This window comes from Coleofasciculus sp., assembly GCF_046565525.1.
Classification (GTDB): Bacteria; Cyanobacteriota; Cyanobacteriia; order Cyanobacteriales; family Coleofasciculaceae; genus Coleofasciculus.
The window spans coordinates 1-23,491 of record NZ_JBKHUP010000058.1; the positions used below are offsets into that span (position 1 = coordinate 1).

Sequence of the window (23,491 nt, forward strand, 5' to 3'; positions counted from 1 at the left end):
AAGGTGTCATGACCCAGGTAGCGTAGTTCATTAAAGAACTGAGACTGGCTATCTCTACAGTTTTGGTATTTGTTGTCCATTACTGTCCACTGTTCGACGGATAGCACTAAAGGATTACCCTATTAGGGTTATATACTGGAGAGTTATACGAAAGAATCCTCCTTTTGAAGGAAGATTAGGACTATAATTAGGAGCTTGGCTTTTCTGGGAAACCCATACCCATTAGGGACAAAGGATTTAGCCACGAATCAAGATGACTCAACAATACGATGTATATGGTCTCGGTAATGCCCTATTGGACATTGAATTAGAAGTTTCCCCAGAGTTACTCCAGGAACTGGACATTGATAAAGGGGTGATGACTTTAATTGAAGAAGATCATCAGTACAAGATCCTGAAACGCTTAGAGGGTAAGTCCATGAAGCGCGGCGGTGGGGGATCGGCGGCAAATACAATGATTGCCGTTAGCCAGTTTGGGGGTAAAGCCTTCTATTCTTGTAAAGTCGCCAATGATGAAGACGGACAGGTTTACCTGGGGGATTTGCTCCGCTTTAAGGTTGACACAAACCTGCAATACCATCCTCCTGAAGCTGGAATTACTGGTAAATGCTTGGTGTTGGTCACGCCGGATGCCGATCGCACCATGAATACGTTCCTGGGAATTTCCGCAAGCTTCTCAGAAGCAGAATTAGTCCCCGACGCGATCGCACAGTCCAAATATACCTATATTGAAGGGTATTTGGTGACCGGTGCTGCCAGTAAAGCGGCGGCGATTCAAGCCAGAGATATTGCCAAAGCGGCGGGTCAAAAAATCGCCCTATCCCTGTCTGATCTCAATATGGTGAAGTTCTTTAAAGATGGATTGCTCGAAATCATCGGTTCAGGCGTGGATTTCCTCTTTGCTAATGAAAGTGAAGCCCTAAAAATGGCGGACACTGAGGATCTTATGGTTGCTGTTGATTACTTCAAAGGGTTAACTAAGGGGTTTGCGATTACCCGTGGAGCGAAAGGATCGGTAATCTTTGATGGACAAGAGATAATCGAGATTGAGCCAGTACCTGTTAAAGCAGTTGACACCGTTGGCGCAGGAGATATGTATGCTGGTGCGGTTCTTTACGGATTGACTCATGGTATGAGTTATGCTCAAGCTGGTCAATTAGGTTCCAAAGCGGCGGCAAAGTTAGTTACGAGTTTCGGTCCGCGCATGGACACCCAAGACACTCGATCTTTGTTGGTTGTTTGACACTCACCACTCTACAACATAGGAGAATTCTTATGGTTCAATCGAATACAAACCCGTTCAATGAACAAGAGCAATCAACGCTATCCATATCTGCTGACGAAGCAGGTAACTATTCCTATTGCTCACTCCCTGAAGTTGCCCCGCGTGACTTGTCAGGGATTGTCAATCGTAATCGTGCCAATCTTATACTATTTCTGGATCAGAAATGGGTGAACGGCACAATCTTACATTACTACTTCTTCGATCAGCCAAGGGAGTGGGCAACGACTGAGACCGAAAAAAATGTTGTCCGTAAAGCATTTGATGTCTGGAAGCAGGTGGGTATTGGACTGGAATTTAAGGAAGTCAAGTCACCAGACGAGGCAGAAATCCGGATTGGCTTCCTGCGCGGAGATGGTGCTTGGTCTTATATTGGCAGGGATATTCTAGCTATCGGGCGGGATGAACGGACAATGAACTTTGGTTGGGATTTAACCCGCTATCCTGGCGAAATTGACACCGCTATCCATGAGATTGGTCATACCCTAGGATTCCCTCACGAACACCAAAACCCTAATGCTGGTATTGTTTGGGATGAACAAGCCGTTTACGCCGAACTCGCAGCACCTCCTAATAATTGGGATCGGGACACCACCTATTACAATATCATTCGTAAAATTAACCCGGATACAGTGCAAGGGTCAAACTGGGACCCCGACTCAATCATGCACTATCCCTTTGGCGCGGGTTTAATTAAAGCACCACCCAAGTATAGAAATGGTTTAACTCCAGCACCTGGGTTATCTGAGAGGGATCAAACTTGGATCAAGACGTTTTACCCACTGTTAGGAGAGAAGGATTATACCGAACTTAAACCCTTCCAATCGGTTCCCTTAACCATCGCACCTGGGGAACAGATGAATTTCCGTATCCAACCCGAAGCGACGCGATCCTATACAATCCGCACCTTTGGCACATCAGACACGGTGATGGTTCTGTTTGAAGAGGTTAATGGCGAACTCCGTTATCTTACTGGGGATGACGATAGTGGCGAGGACTATAATGCCGAGATTCAGGTCAAGTTATTCCGGGGGCGTCGATATGTGTTGCGTATCCGCCTCTACTATAGCGATCGCGCGGGAGAAACAGCCGTGATGATGTGGTAAATCTTCACATCTGGGGGCGTTTTGAGTGTGTAGGGGCGGGTTTCACTACTATCGTTTCTGACCTTACCCAGATGTGAGTAAACCCGCCCCGACTTGATCCTTCGCTTCAATGCGTTGAACATGGCGCGTAACCCAACGCCTGAATACTCCGTACTTACTGTGCTGAACTATCAGTTTTAATAGCTCTTGATATATCCATCTAAAGGCAATCCTCGTAGTGAAGGTCGCAGATAACTGTAACTTTTTTCTAAATTAGGAAATTGTGCTATGTATTGACACTTTTTACTGAACTCCTGAAATAACCTCTCTCCAGCGTCCACATTCCTAGCCAAGAAATAGTCAGCAATAGCATTCAAATCCCGACTCGCAGAAGGTGAAATCAGATAACGACTCATTCTATCTCTTGACGCGCTTGTTTAAATTTCTCTAAAATCCCCGCGACAACAGCGTCCCCATCTAATCCTGATTCAGACCCTCTGTAATCTCATTTCTAGGAATCAGATTCAGCATCTTACAAGCCCCTCATCTCCCTCTATACCACCAACTCCGGCGCACGACGCCGGGGTATTTCATAAGTTAAAAAATCATACGCCAACTTTGTCTTCGGGAAAATGGCTTGTGCTTCCGCCAGCAAATCCTCTAACTCAATGTTATTTCCGGGTGCATAACGAGGGCTAAAATGGGTCATAATTAACCGCTTAACTCCAGCGCTTAACGCCACTTGTGCCGCCATCGTTGAGGTGGAATGCAACCGTTCAAATGCCAATTGAGAATCGTGATGAGCGAACGTCGCTTCATGAATCAACACATCAGCATCCTGGGCAAGTTCTACCGCCCCATCACAATAGACTGTATCCGTACAGTAAACAAATTTACGCCCAACTTCCGGTTCCCCACACAAGTCTTTGCCCTGAATTTTACGTCCATCAGTTAGGGTGACGGTTTCTCCCTGCTTAAGTTTGCCATAAATAGGTCCGGGTGGAATCTTCAATGCCTTCGCTTTTTCCACATCAAACCGTCCGGGACGATCTTTTTCAACAATGCGATATCCAAAGGCAGTCACACGATGCTTGAGCGTCCCACAGATTACCGTATATTCCTCATCCTCGTAAATAATACCGGGGCTAACGGTGTGTACCTGAGTTGGGAATGAAAAACGGGTATGAGAGTATTTGCCGCAAGCTTTTAAGTAATCATTAAGACCAGGAGGACCATAAAGATCAACTCGATCAACATTACCCGCTAAACCACAGCTAGCCAGTAGTCCCATTAAGCCAAAGATATGGTCACCGTGCAAATGGGTGATAAAAATGCGGCGAAGCTGACTCGTTTTGATTTCACTGCGTAAAAGCTGATGCTGAGTGCCTTCACCACAGTCAAACAGCCAAAACTCTGCCCGTTGAGGGAGACGCAGTGCCACACTAGACACATTGCGCGATCGCGTTGGTACTCCGGAACTGGTTCCTAAAAACGTAATTTGCACAGGCTTGACCCTTGAACCTTGGTCTTTTGAGAGAGACTTCCCTATTTATGTTACAGTTTTGCTGCGTGCGATCGGGGATTGAGTGTGATCAATCCAGTTCAATTCGCACAGTTTGCACACCCCCTGCCACAGACACTTCGATCGCCCTAGGTGGTTTAGGTTTGGGTATAACACTGATTTCACCATTGCTTTCTAGACGAGCCATTTCCACCTGAGTGGTTTCAGTGATTTTTCCCTTGAGACGCAAAGACGACTCTAAATCTCTGTAGCTGATATGACTTTTTCGCATCGCTTGGTAAATGACGTGACCCTCGCGAATTAGAGTTCGGGGCTTACCCTTCACCCAAACATCAAACCGCTCAACATGAAACGCCAGTGCTGACACTAGCCCATGCATTCCCACTAATACTAACGCCGCGCCTAGTGTTTCAAAATAGGGTGCTGCGCCATTAATGGCACGACTCAAGGTAGACCCCAGAACAACACCCAGCAGCACATCCATCGCCGCATATTTGCCGATAAAACGTCGATCACCTATCACCCGCACCATAATCAGCGCAGTCCCATAGATAACCGCTGCCCGTAATCCCATCTGCCACACATTGAGCGTTTGGGCTTCTAGCCCAAATGCCCAGCTAATTGTATCCCCAACTGTCTGAATCATCTTAATTCCTGACTTTAACTTGACGGTTCAGATCCGATCAGCAGCACCGTAATTATGCCCGCTAAGATAATTAACCCAACATTAATCGCCAGCAACTCTAAGCCACCAACACCTCGGAGAGGATCGTGGGACATAAAGGCGATCGCAGCCGCCGCTGCAGCGGGAACTAATGCTAAAGCAGCAACCGTTCCCACCAATGTATCGACTTTCTGCTTTACTAAAGCAATTGTCCCAGACACACCTGCAGCCAAAGCCACCACAACACTGTACCAACCGGGTTCTACCCGTTCTTCCAATAGGGGTTTATCCAGAAGATTGTCATGAGAGGGTAAAATCGTGCTGGTATTGAAAACCCATACAGTTCCCATAGCTAAAATTGTCGCCACAAATAGTCCCACTAGAGCAACAGTGAAACCGCGTAACGCCAGCCTGGGTTGACCTGCAACTAAGGCAAACGCGATCAATGATAGCGGTAGAAACGCTGGTGCAATAATCATCGAACCAATCAGAATTGGAATCGAATTAGTCAGCAAGGCAATGGCTGACAAAATGCCAGACATGCCCATTAACACTAAATAAGACGGGGAAAGCATGACCTCTTGTGAGAGTTGCTGGAGAATCTTGGGTTCAACCAGAGGTTGCTCTTGAGTGGGAATTAACTCGCTAGGTTTGTCAATCATTTTGAAAATAGGGAACAGGGAACACAGAACCGGGAATAGGACTCTAGGCAATAGGAAATGGGACGGGCGAGATTTCCTCGACAGGAGATTATACCGTTGGGATCGCCTCGCACTAGCCGATGAGCAAGAAACATGTTAAAAATATGCCTGTCAATCTTTTTACGGGATGTAATGGTAGCCAGAGAAAAATTTATTGGGCGGATTGCAGGATTCGAGTATCGGGAGCGCAATAATTTAGCTACTGCCAATGTTGGCAATTCAATCTCTGTTAATTATGAAACCGAGAATAGTCTTCGTGTGAGGAAGTTTTACAGATGACATCTAGACGTTTTCCCTTCATTATGGTAAAGATGCTTAGGATAATGAGTTGCTCTCTTCGCCGTCATTGGTGGCTCTCTTTTTTATTGTGGATGATCTTAGTCGGTCCCGCCCAAGCCGTAACGGAATTGCGGGTGGCGATTGAAGAGGGAGTCAGTCGCGTTAAGGTAGGAAGTTCAACCAAAGCGATTGTTCGCGATAGCGCAGGTCAGTCTGTGGGAGAACTTGCGCCCATGAATGGCTTTAATGCTCAATCTGGAGGAAGTCGAGTTAGTTTGGGTAGCTGGAGTTCAGGATCGCTGTGGATTGAACCAACTGAGGATGGTATGGTTTGGATAGGCGATCGCTGGTATCGGGGACGGACTCAATTAGTGGCGACAGGTGGGCGATTAACGGTGGTTAATCACGTTGACTTCGAGCAATATCTCTACAGCGTTATCGGCTCAGAAATGAGTCCGAGTTGGCCCCAAGAAGCCCTAAAAGCTCAAGCTGTTGCAGCTCGTACCTACGCCCTCTATAAACGAGCTGAATCAGGGAATAGCATCTACGATGTCGGTGATACGGTCAAGTGGCAAGTTTACAAAGGACTCGAAAGTGAAGCCGAAAGCACTCACGCCGCCGTCAATGCCACAGCCAGACAGATCATGACTTACGGGGGTAATGTAATTCTAGCCGTTTTCCATTCCTCTTCGGGTGGACATACAGAAAATGTAGAAGATATTTGGAGTCAACCTCTAGCCTACCTACGAGGGGTTCCCGATTATGATGTGGGAGCGCCTGTCTTTGAGTGGACTCAAACCTTTTCTGGTGGCGAATTGGGACGCCGGATTGGTGGGGTTGGGCGTGTCACATCTATGACACCAGAACGAACGACTCCCCATGGGCGGATTGTGACCATGCTAGTAAAAGGAACGGGCGGTAGTAAGCGGGTTAGTGGCAATGATATGCGTAAGGCGCTGGGACTGAAAAGTACCCTGTTTACAGTGAGTAATATGGGTGGCAGTTTTCAAGTCAGTGGTCGCGGGTACGGTCATGGATTAGGTTTAAGTCAATGGGGAGCGCATAATTTAGCGCAACAGGGTGTTAACTATCAACAGATTTTGAATCACTATTATCAACAGGCAACTATTTCTCAGGTTCCGTAACTCAAGAATAGTTAAAGGCAAAAGGGGAAAGATAACGGGTCTTTCCTCTTTTTGACAATTGTAGAGATGTTTCGCTGGAACGTCTCTACAAGGTTCTGACTGATTATCAACCATTATCAGAGCCTGGAAGTCTACAAAGGCTAGATTAAGAACCTGAATCTAAACGACGTTGCCACTCGGCATCAATTTGGTCTTTGCGTTGCAAATTTTGATCCAGTAAATCCTGTTCACTGGTATACACCAAATCCTCTTGCCTAATTACATTTTGCGCCGCAAACTGCTGAGCATACGCCAGCTTTTTCTGTAAATTGGCATCGGGTTGAGCCAGTGCTAATGCTTCCTGCTGTCGTTTCTGATTCCGGGCGGCGGTTTTACTATTTTTCTGTTGAATCCAGAAATAACGAATCAGAGGAATCGCTAAAAACCCAATCCCGTAACCCAGTAAAAACCAGTAAATTGACGCGACAAAAGCAACCAATCCTCCTATCTCGGCAGCAATTTCGCCTCTTAACAGAGAACCCAGCATAAAAGCACCGATAATATTCACTCCCCCTAAACCAATTGCCAGCATAATTTGCCCACTCGTGGCAGCACTAAAGCGCCAAGGCTGTTCTTGTAGGTAAGATGAAACAGGCTGAGGATGCTGCTGTTGCGCTGTTGTCTGTAAGTCGGGGAAGTGATAGATAATCTCTCCATCGGGACTGACTTCCGGACGCCCATTGAAACGGCTGAGAACGGGTAACATATAGTCTTCATACTCCCGTTGATATCCTGTGCCAATATCATCCAGATACGGAGCAATCTGTTCCGCTGTAACGGCACCGCCAGAATTACGAATCACTGTGCCGATTTCTTGCCAACGACGTTCTTCTAAATCGGCATTGGGATTACCATCACCAAACAGAAATGAGAAAATTGCCTCCAGAAAATTCTTATGCTGACTTTGATTAGAATTCCAGGAGGTGCGCCGTTGTCGATGGCGTTCGTAACCGGGGTTAAAAAACCAAAACATATCGGGCCCAATCCAGAAGTGAGGCATAAAAATCATGCCACCGCCTCGATTAGAACCACCGTTACCGCCACCACCCGAATCACTATCGTTGCTGGAACTGATACTGATGAAGATAATCGAAATGGCGATAAAAATTAGGACAATTGAGAGTAAGAGTAGAAGCCCGAAGGAAATCCGAATCAGGTAGAATAGAACACGCCAAGTTTTTGCCCACCATTCCTGCAATCGCAACCGGATGAATTTGTTTCGCAGGATTGTCCGAAAGTTCTTGGGAAACAGGTAGGCAATTTCACCTGACTCGGCGACTTGCAAATGTCCACCTGCATCGGATGCTAGCGCCAGTAATCCTCGTTCGGCTAAATTGATATTTAATCCCGCCTTAGCGGCTACATCACCCACGGTGACACGATAGCCAAGCTGCTCGACGCTATTCATTATTTTGGGATTGGGAGCCATAGCTATTATTGTAAAGATTTCTGTACTCTCTATTCCAAGTATAGAAGTCTGGCTTAGGCTTGAGACTTGCAGAAAGCCGAACACGATCGCGCCTTTGTTACCGCTACAAGAGATAGGGAAGGTGGGCGCTCTTGATTAACTGGCTTGCCGAGACTCCTCTAAGAACGGATAATCAGTATATCCATGCTCGTCACCTCCATAAAAGGTAGAGCGGTTATAGGCGTTCAGGGGAGCATTCACCTCAAACCGCTTGGGCAAGTCAGGATTGGCAATAAACAGCCTACCATACGCCACTAAATCCGCCTATCCTTCCTTGAGCACAGCGTTTCCCGTCTCGCGGGTATAACCACCTGCTGTAATTAAGGTTCCCTTGTAAATAGGACGAAAATGACGCACTCCTAATCCCTTACCCTCATCTTCAACCGTCTCATTCCCTTTGATTCTCGGTTCAATGATGTGGAGATAGGCTAAATTAAAGGGATTGAGTTGGGAAATCACATAGTTAAACAAGGCTTCTGGGTTGGAGTCAGACATATTGTTAAACGTTCCACCAGGCGAGAGGCGAATCCCCACTTTATCCGCACCCCAAACCCTGACTACAGCTTCGGTAACTTCCATGAGTAAACGAGCGCGATTTTCAATTGATCCGCCATATTGATCCGTGCGCTTATTTGACCCATCATGGAGGAATTGATCGAGCAAATAACCGTTAGCACTGTGAATTTCTACCCCATCAAATCCAGCCGCTAAAGCATTTTTTGCTCCTTGGCGATATTGTTCCACAATTGTGGGAATTTCCTCGGTTTCCAAAGCACGAGGGGTGACAAAGGGTTGCTCGCCAGTATAGGTACTCGCCATCCCTTCAGGCGCGATCGCACTCGGAGCAACGGGAAGCTCACCATTAGGCTGCATTGAGGGGTGGGAAATGCGCCCGACGTGCCACAGTTGTAAGAACATACGTCCCCCACTCTCATGCACCGCCTGAGTAACTAACTTCCAGCCTTCCACTTGTTCGGGTGAGTGGATTCCTGGGCTATAAGCGTATCCGTATCCCTGCTGGGACACTTGAGTAGCTTCAGAAATAATTAATCCTGCAGAGGTACGCTGGGCATAATAGGTGGCATTTATTTCTCTGGGTACGTTTCCCTCACCTGCACGCATCCGGGTTAAGGGCGCCATAACCATGCGATTGGGCAATTCATAAGCGCCGACTTGAACGGGTGTAAATAGATTGATATCAAAATTCATGTTTTTCGTCATTTGTTATTTGTCATTGGTCATTTAGTCAAATATTTCTTTAGGGAACAGGGAATAGACTATAGGCAATTCAGATTTATAATTAATTATTCATCATTCATTTCGTCTATTTTCAGGGAATTCTCAGAGTATCAGCATAGGATGATGATAACGATGCACCTACAGTGGCGCATGAACCAGAAGAGGTAAACTGAGGAGAGACAAGCGGATGAAACGCCAATTCCGTCCCCGAAACCTGAGAAAGCTATTGAAGTTAGCGGTATTCACGCTACTGGCGGTTGGTACAACATTACTTATTGCCACAGATCCTGCCTTCGCCCAGGAATCAGCAATGGGTTCAGGATTCAATCCCCAAGCCTGGTTACGCAACGCCTTGCAATGGATTCAAGACCTGGGTTCAGTGGGTGCGATCGCGTTTATCATACTCTATATTATTGCCACGGTAGCATTCCTACCGGGTTCCATCCTCACCCTAGGTGCGGGTGTTGTCTTTGGCGTCGTTTTAGGTTCTATTTATGTTTTCATTGGCGCCACCCTGGGAGCAACCGCCGCCTTCCTCGTGGGGCGGTATTTGGCGAGGGGTTGGGTAGCGCAGAAAATTGCTGGGAACAAAAAATTTAAAGCGATTGACGAGGCGGTGGGTGGGGAAGGATTTAAAATTGTTCTTTTAACCCGATTGTCGCCCGTGTTTCCTTTTAACTTATTGAACTACGCTTATGGGTTAACGGGGGTTTCGTTGAAAGACTACTTTTTGGGTTCTGTTGGTATGATTCCTGGAACTATTATGTATGTTTATATTGGTTCTTTGGCGGGTAGTCTAGCGATGGTGGGGACAGAAGCACAACCCACTAATCCGGCGGTACAATGGACGATTCGGATTATTGGATTTATCGCCACTGTCGCTGTAACCTTATATGTGACTAAAGTTGCCAGAAAAGCGTTAGATGAAAAAGTCTCTGATGATCCTGTTCTAGATAAAAGCGTTTCCAATAAGTAGGGGCGGGTTTTACAACTATCTTTTTTTGTCACCCCTAAGTAACTAAAGTTTTGAGTGTGTAGGGGCGGGTTTCACAACTATCATTTTATTGCCACCCAGATGTAACTAAACCCGCCCTACTCAAAGTGAGAGAATAAAAAAATTACCAAATACCAATCCCCAATCACGATTAAGGAGTAACTGATGACATCAGCATCTGAGAGAGTAATTGTCCCCCCAATGGATGAATATAACCAGCAATTGGTTTCCCATGTGCATCCACCCGATTGGGTTAATCCAAAACCCGCTGAGCGTTATGATCTCGTCGTAATTGGTGCAGGAACGGCGGGATTAGTCACCGCCGCCGGTGCGGCTGGGATGGATATTGGTTTAAAAGTTGCCTTAATTGAACGCCATCTTATGGGTGGGGATTGCTTAAATGTCGGATGTGTGCCATCTAAATGTCTTATTCGCTCATCCCGTGTTGTCGCCGAAATGCGAGAAGCTGGAGAATTTGGGATTCGTCCTCCTGAACACATTGATATTGATTTTCCAGCAGTCATGGCACGGATGCGGAAGCTACGAGCCCGAATTAGTCATCATGATTCAGCCAAACGATTTAAACAAACCTATAATATTGATGTTTTCTTAGGAGAAGGGTCGTTTCAAAGTTCCAATACAATTGCCGTTGGGGATAAAATTCTGCGGTTTAAAAAAGCCGTGATTACGACGGGGGCTAGGGCTGTACGACCACCCATTGAGGGCATAGAAGAGGCAGGATTTCTGACCAATGAAACTGTCTTTTCTTTAACCGAACGCCCTAAACGCCTTGCGGTAATTGGTGGGGGACCGATTGGCTGTGAATTGGCGCAGGCATTCCGTCGTTTAGGCTGTGAGGTGATTCTTTTCCATCGCCATTCTCACATTTTAAATAAAGAAGATACTGATGCCGCAGAAATTGTGCAGCATAAGTTTGAAAAGGAAGGCATTCGCTTAGTCTTAGATTGTCAGATGAAACGGGCAGTCAAGATGGATGAGGGAAAGTTACTGCACTATACCTGTAATGGTCAGGATGAGTCCACGATTGTTGATGAAATTTTAGTGGGTGCAGGGCGTGCGCCAAATGTAGAAGGGTTAAATTTAGATGCTGTTGGCGTAGATTACCATAGCAAAGGGGTAAAGGTGAATGATTATCTACAAACAACCAATCGCAATATTTATGCCGCCGGTGACATTTGTATGAAATGGAAATTCACCCATGCAGCGGATGCAGCGGCGCGAATTGTGATTAAAAATACCTTATTTTCTCCTTTTGGTTTAGGGCGCTCTAAACTCAGTGATTTAGTTATGCCTTGGGTAACTTATACTGACCCTGAAATTGCCCATGTTGGCATGTATGAACATGAAGCCCAAGCCAAGGGAATTAATGTGAATACGATTAAGATACCATTTAATACGGTAGACCGTGCGATCGCGGATGGGGAAGAGGACGGATTTGTCAAAATTCATCATCAGAAAGGTTCAGATAAAATTTTGGGGGCGACAATCGTGGCTCCTCATGCAGGAGAGATGATTAGTGAAGTGACAACGGCGATTGTGGGAAATGTCGGGTTGAGTAAGCTCAGTGGTGCGATTCATCCTTATCCAACCCAAGCGGAAGGAATTAAGAAAGCGGCTGATGCGTATCGGCGCACGCTGCTGACACCCAATACAAAACGCTTTTTAGGGTTACTCACTAAGTTGTCTTAGAAAGTTTGTAGTAAGCGCTGAAGCGCTGATATGGCACGCTTGGTGCCTACGATGATCGCAGATAAGGATGTCTTTCACAATAGCGGCGATCGCCCATAAGGTTTCTAATCGCTTCTTGCCTAGACTACTCAAGGACTATCTCCTGCAATGCTACTAGAGTCGAAGTTTTTTTCTGTTATAGCCCAGTATAGTTAAGCAAAGATTAACAATCGCTAAAAAATTACACAGATGGACGTGTAGGGGCGGGTTTTACAGCTAACATTTTGACACCAACCACTAACCTGACTAAACCCGCCCTTCTCAGGGGGTACAAGTGTAGGGGCGGGTTTTATGGATAACATTTTGACACAAAACCCATAACCTGACTAAACCCGCCCTTCTCAGGGTGCAGGGAATTAGAGCTTATCGGATAGTATTGGGAGACAAAGGAAAATATTCCCTCTTCCCCTATCACCAGTCATCCAACACTTAGTCAGGGCGGGTTTAGTCACATCTTTTGTGAGGTAAGAAACGATAGTCGTCAAAGTGAGCCCCTACACCCTCACGCACCGGTTCCTTAGAAGGTCGTGAAAGGTCAAAACTTTCAACTCACTACCATAATCACCAGCTTACCAACAACATGACCTTTTTCACTCTCCTGATGCGCCTGAGCAACAGCAGAGAGAGGATAGGTTTGAGCAATGACTGGGCGAAGTTTCTGAGCGTCAATCAGTTCTTCGAGAGACTTTAAATCCAAACCATTGGATTTCATGACCACGACTTTAGCTTTTTTTCCCGGAAGAAAAGCCGTGAAAAAACTCTCCAGGAAGTTAACCGGATAGGGGTGAGTGGTGATATAGACACCGTTAGGTTGCAAACAATTTTGGCAACTCCAGAAGGATTTATTTCCGACCACATCGAAAATAATATCGTACTTGGCAGTATCCTTAGTAAAATCCTGCTGAGTATAATCAATCACTCGGTCAGCACCCAAATTTTCCACAAACTCCTTATTTTTGCCACTACAAACCCCTGTCACCTGAGTTTCAAACGCCTTGGCAATTTGTACCGCCAAGCTACCCACACCACCCGATGCGCCGTTAATCAGCACGCTGTATCCCGGCTTAATTTTTCCATGATCTCGCAAGGCTTGCAGCGCCGTGAGTCCGGCTAAGGGAACAGCCGCCGCTTCTTTGTAGCAGAGCTTTTCCGGTTTTGGACAAGCCGCTTTTGCCGACAAAACGGCATACTCTGCATAAGCACCACCCGTGAGATTATCCAGACAAGCATAGATTTCGTCTCCAGGTTGAAAACGAGTCACAGCCGTTCCCACTTCTACAACTTCCCCAGAAATATCAAATCCCAAAACCAAGGGAAAATGATAGCCAGTTAAGAGTTGCAACATTCCCTGTCTGGTTTTCCAGTCAATGGGATTAACGCTAGTAGCATGGACTTTGACCAATATCTCATGGGTTTTGATGGATGGAGTTGGCAAGTCTATAAGTTGGAAGACTTCAGCTCCACCATACTGATTAATTGCGGCAGCTTTCATAAACTATTCTTCCTCGATAGAGAGTATCGTCAAGCCTTATAAAAGTTAACAGTAATTCTCCCTTTAATATCTCAGTCTTGAGGCAGAATTTGAGAGTGATAAAAAAACCAATAGTATGGTTTTTAGAAGTTTTAGCGAATAAGCGTGATTAATCATGAGTACTAATACCCAAATCCCGATCCCCTCCCATTTCAGCCCCAATAAAGTTGGAGAAGTCTGGCGTGTTCCCTATCAAGAGCGCGTCAACCAAGCCAAAATTTGGGCAAAACAGCATCATCTTAAGCCAGCCAATCAAGATGAAACCCGGATTGGTTTATTGCTAATCGACGTTCAGAATACCTTTTGTATTCCCGAATTTGAATTATTTGTCGGCGGTCAATCGGGTACGGGAGCCGTTGATGACAATGTGCGACTGTGTGAATTTATCTACCGCAATCTCGGAATCATCACCGAAATTGCGGCGACGATGGATACCCATACCGCTATGCAAATTTTTCATCCTATATTTTGGATTAACGATGCTGGAGAACATCCACCCGCGATGACGAATATCTCCATAGACGATGTAGAAAAAGGCGTCTGGAAAATCAATCCAGCCGTCGCCCCTCAAATTCGCCAGGGTGATGATCAATGGTTACAAGATTATGCCCTGCATTATGCCAAGACACTCAATTGCGATAGTAAATATCCGTTAATTATCTGGCCCTACCATGCCATGCTGGGAGGAATTAGTCACGCTTTGGTTTCTGCTGTAGAAGAGGTTTGTTTATTTCATAATGTTGCTCGCCAAAGTCAGACCCATTTTGAAATGAAAGGTAGTAATCCACTGACTGAAAATTACTCGGTTCTCCAGCCGGACGTTCTTTTCGATCAGAATGACCAACCGATTGCCCAAAAGAACACACCGTTTCTGGAAAAATTGTTAGAGTTTGACCGATTAATTATTGCCGGTCAGGCAAAGAGTCATTGTGTGGCTTGGACAGTTGATAACTTGCTGGGTGAAATTCAAGCCAGAGATCCTAAGTTAGCCGAGAAGGTTTATTTACTGGACGATTGTACTTCTCCGGTTGTGGTTCCTGGGGGAGCAGATTTTACGGAACAAGCTGATGCTGCGTTTCAACGGTTTGCTGATGCGGGAATGCACCTGATTAAATCGACTGAAATTATTGATTGGTGAATATAAATATGGCGGCACAGCTAAAATGGTGGAATAGATTTTGCGATTACAGCATTTTTTAAGACTGTAGAGACGTTGCATGCAACGTCTCTACAAGGTTATCCCTGTAGTGCTATAACTGAAATTGAATAAATAAGGGTCTATGATCACCACCTAAAAAAGAACCAATGTATCGATCTACAATAGCAATACCCTGACTATAAAGGCACAGATCGATAGGAATACCCAGCACGGGTGGCAAGTAAGCGGGCCACGTTGATTGGACACCATAGCCGGATTCAGAACTCAGAAGTAGACCCTCTTTTTTTAGCAGTAATAGAATATCGACGGGATGATTGCGTAAGTAGGTAAATGCTACTGTGTGATCAGGCAATGTGGCGTCTAAGTTATAGTGCAGCGCTGTGAATGAGGGGGCAGATACAGGTAAGGGCTTACTGAAATATAGGGGAGCAAAGGTTATCAAATTGAGCAACAGTGGTATTAGAACCAGCCAACCTAATTGATGGAATCGAGCAACAATTAGTGGCAAACAACACAGTAAAATAAGCGCATATTGAGGACGGGGATGGCTTAGCAATTCTCCAATCCACCATTGCTGCGCTAATGTTCCGACAAGTGTAGCTGCTGTTATGCAAACGGCGAGAACCAGCGCAAGGAAACAAGCAATATTGTAGAGACGATTCATATTGCAATTTCATTTTCCTTGAGTTTAGCAGAAGGCTGCGATCGCGTCTGGATTGATCAGGGGGAAATATCCCCAACAAGGGCATTACGGCAACTCTGACGCTGAGGAACCTTCATAATTATCGGCAAGGCAGTGATACAGTTGATAATTATAACCATCCACCCCTACCTGATACTCAGAAGAATCTTCAGCATAACAGTTGGGTAAATCGGCTACCGTTGCTTTAAAGTTAACTAGCCATATATCTAGAGGGCGTGGCATTTGGGCGAGTGTTTGTTTAAGAGTTATTGAGGCTTGACAGGTTGACTCTTGACAGCGATATTGGTCTTGATGAGCCAGGAGAAATTGAGGATTATTAATAGCAGATGAGTTATGATTCCTCAACTCCCAAGCAATTCCCATCATTTCGCCCGTTTGCACTAAGGTATTATGGGTAGTCGCAATGAGAACGGGTAAAGGGGAGGCTTGCTCAATAATCGGTACTAAAAGGTCGGGACGATAATATTTTTGATAGCCTAAGTTATTGACTACCGTAATCCCACTCAATAGTCCCATTACTCCAACCATCACTACGACGATTTGACCTCGGTTTCGCCAAGGGGAAAGGTTGGGTAACCTGTGAGATGTTTTCCATATCACCGCTAACGCGGCGGCGACTAAGAGGATGACAGCCGGAAAATAAATAAAGTGATATCGTGCGCCTCGGGTCAAGTCTTTGCCTAGAATATAAGTTATCGCAAAAAATAGCGCGATCGCACTCAAGACAAACCCCGCTAAAACCCCAGTCTCCCAGCGCGTTTGTTCCTGTCGTACCAGGGTTTTACCCCCCCGATAGACAAAGGGAATTACCCCGATAAAGAACCCCATCATTACCACCCCAGCCGCCAAGACAACTTCCAGGGAAGACGATTCTACAGGTAACAGCGACACCATCGTAATCCAAGCCGCCAACGTCTGAAAAATCGGATTAATCCAACTCAACAAACTTTCACGGTTCAGCATCATCCAATCCGCCATCTGGGGTTCATACCCTCCCTGTAACACAGGTAGCCACACCAAACCGCCAACTACTGTTCCCATCACCGCCGCCAAAATCCGCCACCACGTTAAAGAGTTTGCGGCTGACGTCTTCTCTAGGTATGACTCACCGGAGGTTTCCCTACCACTAGATAATCTAGTATTCCCAATACTACTCGGATAAGCTTTAAATGTAATTTCTGCTCCCCCAGCTCCCCCAGCTCCCCCAGCTCCCTCTGCTATCCCTCGTTTCCACCTAAGACGATAATGCCACAACCCCAATCCCATCAGGGCAATTCCTTCAGCAAAAAGGGTCAAACTAAAAAAATAGTGGGTAGCGATACCGAAACTATTCACCAGAACCCAAGCCAATACCACCCCAATGGGTAAAGGTGTTCGGCGTTTGAGATGCTGTACCGCCACGACTAAGCAACAAAGGGAAGCAATGACCCAAATAATACCTAACGTATAATGACGGGCTTCCTGTGCCAAATAAATCCCAAACGGAGACAGCGCCATCATCGCGGCGGCGAATTGCGCCACAACCTGGGAACGAAACGCCAACCAGCCTAATCCATACATCCCAGGGATAGAGAGAACACCAAAAAAAGCCGGGAGCGATCGCGCCGCCCAAAGTGAGATATACTCTCCTGAAGTGGGAAATAACTGCATCCACCCATGGGCGAGCATAAAATAAAGTGGCGGATGGTGATCCTCAGTTAACAGATGATGCCAAACTACTCCCACGCCAGCTTCGGGGTTAGGTTTTAGAGGATGCAACAGCGTCTCTAAAGAAATCGCTTCATCTAGGGGTACAGCCTGAAAACTATTGCCCAAGCTAAACACCAGTGTCGCAAACTCATCTGTCCAAGGGGACTTCAGGGTAAGATTGGTGAAGCGCAAAGCCGCACCAATAGCAATCCATACCAGTAGCAGGAGTAGATTCAGGTTTTTTCGGGACTGCAAAATATTCAAAGGGAACAGAGGATCAATTTTCCAAACCTAGCAGACTATGCCTGGAAGAGAAACGACCGACTATCTTGGACGATAAAGTCAGTATTCAGTCCTAAATTCTAGTACAAAGAACCCGCTCCTAGCCAATAAAAAACGTGTCATGGCACGTCTCTAAATAATTTCTAGATTAACGTTCTAGGCGACATTTTTGCTCATTTGGGCAATCTAAACCCTGTTGACGTTGAGCAACTAAGGTGGCTAAACTAGGACGTCCTGTCAGTTTGAGGCGTAAGTTTGCCCAGATAGTATAAATCTGATTGGCTAAAATATTGAGGATAGGTAGGCGAGTTGGCGCATAAATCCAACCCATCCCTAGAATCTCGTAGACAGTACGAAATACTTCAATATCTTTGATGATTTTACCATCTGGTAATATTGCATGAATGCGTCCCATTGCCGTTTCATAATCAATCCCGCCATGGTCTTCAGGATTATAGGATTCATCGGCAATATCGACAAATTCCACTAATCCTCTACCCGCATCCCGTTGCTGGAGAAAGTGAACTTCTCGTAGACACAAGGGACACTCACCATCGTAGAGTAGCTTGATTTGCCAGGATGGGGCTTGTTGAGGGGAGCGGGTTATTGTTTCAGCGCTAGACATTAACGTTTTTCTTCGTTTGTCAAAGGTTTTATCTTTATCTTAACAAATATTAATAAATTGGGGATTGCTCTCTAAGATTGACCCAGGCTTCGCACTTCAAGATGTAGCATAAAAAGTGACAAGCTTTATCCCGAATAGACCATTACTGGTGATGCTGTACTTACTCTAAATGCTGCTGTTTAAGCGCTTTAGTGAGGTTAAATGTTGCACTAAGTACAATCATGCACCAAAATTCTTAATTTTAACCTCATCCCCTATCCGCAGTGTTCCCAACTGTTCTTGAATCACGTTTTGCCCCAAAAAAATTTTCCCATTCCGTAGGCGATAGTTTGCCAGTGTCGCTAAAGGTTCTTTACCTCGTATACCCTGAGATTGATCCACCGTGGTAATTGTACATCTAGAACAAGGTTTAACCACGCGAAAGGGAATTGAACCGATGCGAATGTGACGCCAACTGTCTTCGGCAAATGCTTCACAGCCAGAAACGACAAGATTGGGGCGGAATCGATTCATGGGAACAGGCTGTTCTAACCGTTGGTTTAAGTCTTGCAACGAGGCTTGGGAAATCAGCAAAAAGGGAAATCCATCGGCAAAACTGACGGGTTCGCCGGGATCAGCATAATTCGGATTAATCGGGCGGATGGAGTCCTCTGGCATATAAACTAACTGACAGGGAATGTGGAGAAACTCGCTAAACCACTGACTGAACTGTTGATCTAATGGTATCGCTGGACAGATATCATTCCAAACTTGCACCCGGAGGCGATGGTTACTTTCATAGTCTAGGGGAACGGATAAGCTGGGCTGGTGGGGTGCTTCCACGACTAACTTACCCTCCCCGAACCGCACCTGAATCAGCGCCATGGAAGGAAATTGACGCTGGGTGAGAAACTTACCCTGCTCATCCACTAGCATCCAGCGTCTGTCATATTGTAAACCGCGATCGCTCACTTGAGCCTCTTCCAGCGCTATCCCGCCTGCTGACTTAATTGGGTAGATATAGATTCCACTTAAGTGAATAGAAGTCATGGGTTTATAGTTGGTAAAAGTATAGTCAAATATAGACAGACTGAATTTCATTGCAGAAATTCCCTTCGCTTTTACTTTGAGAGATTAATTCTCATAATCGTGAACTACGCACCTCTCTATCCCATAGCGGTTAAACGCATTTGGGAATGCTTTTCGTAAAATATTGTAGGAACCTATGACATCAGATTGAACAAGAACCCCCATTACTGTACGATATAAACCTCGTCTAATTCTTTTTCCACTAAAAACGGGTTTCTCAGTTATCTGTCCATAAACGGGGAGAGGATCTAAATTCAAAAAATTAGCAGCTGAAGTATAGGATTCTTCTTGAATAATCACCGATATTCCTGCTAATTGACATTTGTAAATAATCCTGTCAATTAATCGAGCATGAGGAACGGTCACAAATTTTTGATTGTTGACTTTTCCTAAGTTCACTTCTTGTTTCCAACCGTCATTTTTCCCAATGACTAAAGTCGTGATATCTTGGTCAACTAAGAGATTGACTAAATAACGACTAGCTCGATGAAGATAATTATCTATCTTCTGATTACGGCAACGGGTTAAACGACGAATTCTCTGGGAACTTTGACGATTGCTTTTTAAGATAGATTGTAACTTCGCTCGACGTTGGTTATAAAATTGATTGAGGCTTTTTAACGGTCTGCCATTAATCAACAAAGGAGTAAAATCCGGTTGATTTGAAGTTACAGCCATCAAATTATCTATACCTAAATCAATCGCTGCTATCTTTTCATTTGGGGTTAAAAACTCTTCTTTTTCTTCATAAATTACCTCGATTACATAACAATCACATTTCGGAATGATTCTTACTTCTGCTATACGGTTAGCCACTTGACTGGTCAACTCAATATTAGTTCCTGACAGCTTGACTACTCCTTTTATTCTGGCTACTTTACTTATCGCTTGAATTGTATAAATTAGAATATTTCGCCCTTTTTGGGTATCTTTATAGCCAGGGATTTTCGGTCTACCTATAAATTTATCGGGATGCTTTTTAAATTCGGAGTTCGCTGCGAAAAATGATTTCCAGTTCCGATCTAATCCTCTTAAAACTTGCTGCGATACTTTTGCGGGTAAGGCTTTGTATGGCTCTGTGTTTTTCATCATAGAAGCCATCTGATTATAAGTCAAATACCCATGACCATAAATCCAGTTTTGACGGATGAGATAATTGGCTGAGTTGTAAAGATTTTTAGACTGCCAAGACAAGCGATCTATCGACCTCCAAAAACAATGCCCTTTTTTAATAATATGTCTTTCCGCTAGTCGCATTCTTGTCCGTTATTGGCATAGTCTGAAAGTTTCATATCTATATATTACCCAACATGACTACATCTGACTATATTCTTATTGAAACTTTACAATACCGTCGATTTAACCGTAAAATCTATCCCACAATTTTAGCTAGCTGTGTTACACCAGTAGGCTAAGATCAGAGGAACTCCTACTATACGGAATGACTGACATGAAAACCGCAGCGCGTGTTATTCATAGCGACCCTGACATCCTGGGAGGAACCCCTGTTTTTGTTGGAACTCGTGTACCTTTTGAAACGTTGCTCGATTATCAAGGAAGCTGGCGAGCGACTCGACGAATTCTTAGATCATTTTCCCAGTGTTCGACGTGAGCAAGCGATCGCAGCCCTTGAATTGGCTAAGGAAATGCTGACAGCTTATGCGAATCCTGCTTGATGAGTGCGCCCCCCGACCTTTGAAGCGGGAACTTGCTGATTACCAATCGTCTCAGCCTGATTGTGCCGATAGTGACCAGAACTTCTCTTCCGCAGTAGTTAAGATTAAGAGTGGAAACAGTTCCAACCCTGGTAGGGTAATGCCGTTGTTGCTATACCTTAGTCGTTTAGTCTCCCAGCTTACAACCCGTTAGGACTCTGCCAAGGTTCGCTCTTACATCATGTTCGTCGAGTTTATTTAGATAATTATGACGGCTGTCACTCAATCTCCCTACACCGAAGACCAAATTTCGGCTTGGCTGCGCGGGTTGTGTACCGTAGCTTGGGCTGATGGTCACTTTGATCCCGAAGAAAAAGAGATCGTTTCTCAACTGACTCATGAACTCCTGGAGGTGGATAAAGACCCACAGTCGGTTGAACAAACCATTTCTGCTGAAGAACTGGCTGCGGTGTTAGGTCATGACTTGCATACCGCCGAGAATTTTATCAGAACAGCTGTCATGGTAGCGATGGCAGATGGTATCTACTCAGCTACGGAAGACAATGTTCTGCAAGAGTTCTGCGAAGCGCTAGGACTGCAAATCGAGGCATTGAATGCCCTACGGCATACCCTTTACGATGGTGAGGGTATGAATACCACGGATGTTGCCCACCAAGATGCCCAGCAACCGGGAACATCTCCCCATCCCCATTCGGATATTCTCCACCCTTTACGCAAATGGCTGGATGGGATGGAAGTTCATGACCCACGAGTTGCCCGATTCGTGTGTAATATTATTCCCTCTCAATGTCCGTTTGAACGGGATGTCAACCTATTTGGTCGCAAAGTCGCCCACATTCCAGCAATGTGTAAGCTCAATCCCCTCTATGATCAGTTAGTCGGCTTGCGCTTCCGGGCATTATCCTATCTGGCAGATGAACGGGGCGAAGATGTCTCTAAATATTTTTAATGTAGAGATGTGTCATTATTCGTCTGTAGGGGCTCTTTTCACTACTATCATGTCTTCCCTCACCCAGATGTAATAAACCCGCCCCGACTAGATTAAACGTAAGACGTCTTTGACAGATGACGAATGACCAATGACTAATGACAAATAATGCAATTTATTGATCAAGCGGAAATTGAAGTAGAAGCTGGAAAGGGCGGCGATGGTATTGTCGCCTTCCGGCGGGAGAAATATGTGCCGGCGGGGGGACCTGCGGGTGGGAATGGCGGACGAGGGGGAGATGTGATTTTGGTGGCGGCTGAACACCTGCAAACCTTGCTGGATTTCAAATATGCCCATCGCTTCCAAGCCGACAATGGTGGACGCGGCGGACCGAATAATCGGACGGGTGCTAATGGGCGCGATCGCACGATTCAAGTTCCCTGCGGTACAGTTATCTATGATGCGGATACTGAGGAAGTTCTAGGGGATTTAGTCCAACCTGGACAAACCTTTGGCGTTGCCAAGGGGGGTAAGGGAGGATTAGGGAACAAGCATTTTTTGAGCAATCGCAATCGCGCTCCTGATTATGCCTTACCCGGACTCCCTGGAGAATATCGCCGCATACGTTTGGAGTTGAAATTACTGGCAGAAGTGGGAATTATTGGTTTACCCAATGCAGGTAAGTCTACCCTCATTGCCGCCCTTTCTGCTGCACGCCCGAAAATTGCCGATTATCCGTTTACGACGTTAGTGCCGAATTTGGGTGTGGTTCGGAAACCTACGGGTGATGGAACAGTGTTTGCCGATATTCCCGGATTAATAGAAGGGGCGCATCTGGGAACGGGGTTAGGGCATGACTTTCTCCGCCATATCGAACGCACGCGCTTATTACTGCACCTGATTGACGCTACGGCTGATGATCCGATAGGCGATTATCAAACCATTCAAGCCGAGTTACAGGCTTATGGACGGGGATTGTCAGAACGCCCCCAAATTTTGGCACTCAATAAGATAGATGCTATTGATTCAGAGGCGGTAGAACTTCTGGCGACTGAACTCAATCACTTAACCCATGTACCCGTCTTCCAAATTTCCGCCGTGACTCAGACGGGGTTAGAGTCTATGCTGCAAAAGGTTTGGCAGTCTTTGGAACAGCTAAAAGATGCATCGGTAGAAACTGTGACCCAGTTTTGAGACTCACCTATTTTCTTTTCCTCTATGGCAACAGCGATAATTCCTCTTTAACGTTTGTTGTAAAAAAAAGAATTTATTTTACTTTATATAAATGAATTTGTCAAATAAGTAATTATAATTATTCTGAAAACGAAAATTTCAGCCCAAAATTCCGGAACGGGGTGACGAAAGGATGAAGGTAAAATTACACCCTTATCCAAGGTGCTAACATTCTGTTTCTCTTGAGCAACGTCTACACCGTGTTTAATTCCATGAGATAAATATACCTTCAAGAAAAGCAGACCGTAATATTGATAGCTTTTCTGACAACAGTGGTAAGACTTCCGGTTTCAGCGCAGAGCCAGAGTCCGAGAAGTCTTGCTCAAACAGGGTTTTTGGAAAAATTAGATTGATGGGAAACGTAGACAATTAATGGCTGCGGTAGAATAATCTATCTAATTTTTCATCCAATTTTAAATCCGAAGCAAAG

Annotated in this window: 19 protein-coding genes and 2 pseudogenes; 9 read left to right on the forward strand and 12 right to left on the reverse strand. The window is 45.4% G+C overall.

Translation table 11 applies throughout. The features are described 5' to 3' along the window. Positions 1 to 253: 253 nt before the first annotated feature. Both ACLGGO_RS20370 and ACLGGO_RS20375 read left to right on the forward strand, forming a co-directional pair. The gene (locus ACLGGO_RS20370) at positions 254 to 1,243 is read left to right on the forward strand and encodes an adenosine kinase (protein ID WP_446420672.1); all 990 of its coding nucleotides are present in this window, start codon (positions 254 to 256) and stop codon (positions 1,241 to 1,243) included. Positions 1,244 to 1,275: 32 nt separating this feature from the next. Further along, positions 1,276 to 2,388: a matrixin family metalloprotease gene (locus ACLGGO_RS20375; RefSeq protein WP_446420673.1), complete on the forward strand. Its 1,113-nt coding sequence runs from the start codon at positions 1,276 to 1,278 to the stop codon at positions 2,386 to 2,388. A gap of 176 nt (positions 2,389 to 2,564) precedes the next feature. Here the strand turns inward: ACLGGO_RS20375 and ACLGGO_RS20380 are convergent, their stop codons facing one another. From ACLGGO_RS20380 to ACLGGO_RS20395, 4 genes are all read right to left on the reverse strand, one after another. Beyond that, the gene (locus tag ACLGGO_RS20380; RefSeq protein WP_446420674.1) at positions 2,565 to 2,783 is read right to left on the reverse strand and encodes a type II toxin-antitoxin system RelE/ParE family toxin; all 219 of its coding nucleotides are present in this window, start codon (positions 2,781 to 2,783) and stop codon (positions 2,565 to 2,567) included. A gap of 137 nt (positions 2,784 to 2,920) precedes the next feature. Then, positions 2,921 to 3,871: a ribonuclease Z gene (locus tag ACLGGO_RS20385; RefSeq protein ID WP_446339860.1), complete on the reverse strand. Its 951-nt coding sequence runs from the start codon at positions 3,869 to 3,871 to the stop codon at positions 2,921 to 2,923. A gap of 88 nt (positions 3,872 to 3,959) precedes the next feature. Further along, entirely contained in the window at positions 3,960 to 4,535 is a 576-nt protein-coding gene (locus ACLGGO_RS20390) for a DUF421 domain-containing protein (protein WP_446420675.1), read from the reverse strand. Positions 4,536 to 4,549: 14 nt separating this feature from the next. Further along, positions 4,550 to 5,215, reverse strand: a complete 666-nt coding sequence (locus ACLGGO_RS20395; protein ID WP_446420676.1) for a DUF389 domain-containing protein — start codon at positions 5,213 to 5,215, stop codon at positions 4,550 to 4,552. 362 nt (positions 5,216 to 5,577) lie between these two features. Between ACLGGO_RS20395 and ACLGGO_RS20400 the strand changes: the two genes are divergently transcribed. Then, positions 5,578 to 6,678 carry a SpoIID/LytB domain-containing protein gene (locus ACLGGO_RS20400; protein ID WP_446420677.1) on the forward strand — a complete coding sequence of 367 codons (1,101 nt, stop codon included), beginning with the start codon at positions 5,578 to 5,580 and terminating at the stop codon, positions 6,676 to 6,678. A 145-nt stretch (positions 6,679 to 6,823) separates the two neighbouring features. On the opposite strand, the gene ACLGGO_RS20405 is transcribed toward ACLGGO_RS20400, so the two are convergent. Together ACLGGO_RS20405 and ACLGGO_RS20410 are read right to left on the reverse strand one after the other, a co-directional pair. Beyond that, positions 6,824 to 8,146 carry a hypothetical protein gene (locus ACLGGO_RS20405; RefSeq protein WP_446420678.1) on the reverse strand — a complete coding sequence of 441 codons (1,323 nt, stop codon included), beginning with the start codon at positions 8,144 to 8,146 and terminating at the stop codon, positions 6,824 to 6,826. Positions 8,147 to 8,281: 135 nt separating this feature from the next. After that, positions 8,282 to 9,394: pseudogene (locus ACLGGO_RS20410) on the reverse strand (alkene reductase). Between the two features lie 217 nt (positions 9,395 to 9,611). On the opposite strand from ACLGGO_RS20410, the gene ACLGGO_RS20415 reads away from it, so the two are divergent. Together ACLGGO_RS20415 and ACLGGO_RS20420 are read left to right on the forward strand one after the other, a co-directional pair. Further along, the gene (locus ACLGGO_RS20415) at positions 9,612 to 10,400 is read left to right on the forward strand and encodes a TVP38/TMEM64 family protein (RefSeq protein WP_446420679.1); all 789 of its coding nucleotides are present in this window, start codon (positions 9,612 to 9,614) and stop codon (positions 10,398 to 10,400) included. Positions 10,401 to 10,583: 183 nt separating this feature from the next. Then, positions 10,584 to 12,128, forward strand: coding sequence for a mercuric reductase (locus ACLGGO_RS20420; RefSeq protein ID WP_446420680.1), 1,545 nt, complete (start codon positions 10,584 to 10,586; stop codon positions 12,126 to 12,128). A 583-nt stretch (positions 12,129 to 12,711) separates the two neighbouring features. Here the strand turns inward: ACLGGO_RS20420 and ACLGGO_RS20425 are convergent. Next, the gene (locus ACLGGO_RS20425; RefSeq protein ID WP_446420681.1) at positions 12,712 to 13,659 is read right to left on the reverse strand and encodes an NAD(P)-dependent alcohol dehydrogenase; all 948 of its coding nucleotides are present in this window, start codon (positions 13,657 to 13,659) and stop codon (positions 12,712 to 12,714) included. Between the two features lie 154 nt (positions 13,660 to 13,813). Between ACLGGO_RS20425 and ACLGGO_RS20430 the strand changes: the two genes are divergently transcribed. Further along, positions 13,814 to 14,836, forward strand: a complete 1,023-nt coding sequence (locus tag ACLGGO_RS20430) for an isochorismatase (RefSeq protein WP_446420682.1) — start codon at positions 13,814 to 13,816, stop codon at positions 14,834 to 14,836. Positions 14,837 to 14,948: 112 nt separating this feature from the next. Here ACLGGO_RS20430 and ACLGGO_RS20435 read toward each other — a convergent pair whose 3' ends face one another. The 5 genes from ACLGGO_RS20435 to ACLGGO_RS20455 form a co-directional block, all read right to left on the reverse strand. Then, entirely contained in the window at positions 14,949 to 15,521 is a 573-nt protein-coding gene (locus tag ACLGGO_RS20435; RefSeq protein WP_446420683.1) for a hypothetical protein, read from the reverse strand. 84 nt (positions 15,522 to 15,605) lie between these two features. Then, a complete protein-coding gene (locus tag ACLGGO_RS20440) occupies positions 15,606 to 17,504 on the reverse strand; it encodes a glycosyltransferase family 39 protein (protein ID WP_446420684.1) in 1,899 nt (632 codons plus the stop codon). Between the two features lie 175 nt (positions 17,505 to 17,679). Further along, positions 17,680 to 18,156 (reverse strand): thiol-disulfide oxidoreductase DCC family protein, encoded by a 477-nt coding sequence (locus ACLGGO_RS20445; RefSeq protein ID WP_446420685.1) that lies wholly within the window; start codon positions 18,154 to 18,156, stop codon positions 17,680 to 17,682. Between the two features lie 219 nt (positions 18,157 to 18,375). Next, positions 18,376 to 19,236, reverse strand: a complete 861-nt coding sequence (locus tag ACLGGO_RS20450; RefSeq protein WP_446420686.1) for an MOSC domain-containing protein — start codon at positions 19,234 to 19,236, stop codon at positions 18,376 to 18,378. A gap of 33 nt (positions 19,237 to 19,269) precedes the next feature. After that, positions 19,270 to 20,481, reverse strand: coding sequence for an RNA-guided endonuclease InsQ/TnpB family protein (locus ACLGGO_RS20455; RefSeq protein ID WP_446420687.1), 1,212 nt, complete (start codon positions 20,479 to 20,481; stop codon positions 19,270 to 19,272). Between the two features lie 193 nt (positions 20,482 to 20,674). Here ACLGGO_RS20455 and ACLGGO_RS20460 point away from each other — a divergent pair. The 3 genes and pseudogenes from ACLGGO_RS20460 to obgE all read left to right on the forward strand — a co-directional run bounded on the left by ACLGGO_RS20460 (position 20,675) and on the right by obgE (position 23,022). After that, positions 20,675 to 20,900: pseudogene (locus ACLGGO_RS20460) on the forward strand (DUF433 domain-containing protein). Positions 20,901 to 21,147: 247 nt separating this feature from the next. Next, positions 21,148 to 21,849, forward strand: coding sequence for a Mo-dependent nitrogenase C-terminal domain-containing protein (locus tag ACLGGO_RS20465; RefSeq protein ID WP_446360326.1), 702 nt, complete (start codon positions 21,148 to 21,150; stop codon positions 21,847 to 21,849). 147 nt (positions 21,850 to 21,996) lie between these two features. Continuing rightward, the gene (obgE, locus tag ACLGGO_RS20470; RefSeq protein WP_446335783.1) at positions 21,997 to 23,022 is read left to right on the forward strand and encodes a GTPase ObgE; all 1,026 of its coding nucleotides are present in this window, start codon (positions 21,997 to 21,999) and stop codon (positions 23,020 to 23,022) included. Positions 23,023 to 23,491: the final 469 nt, after the last annotated feature.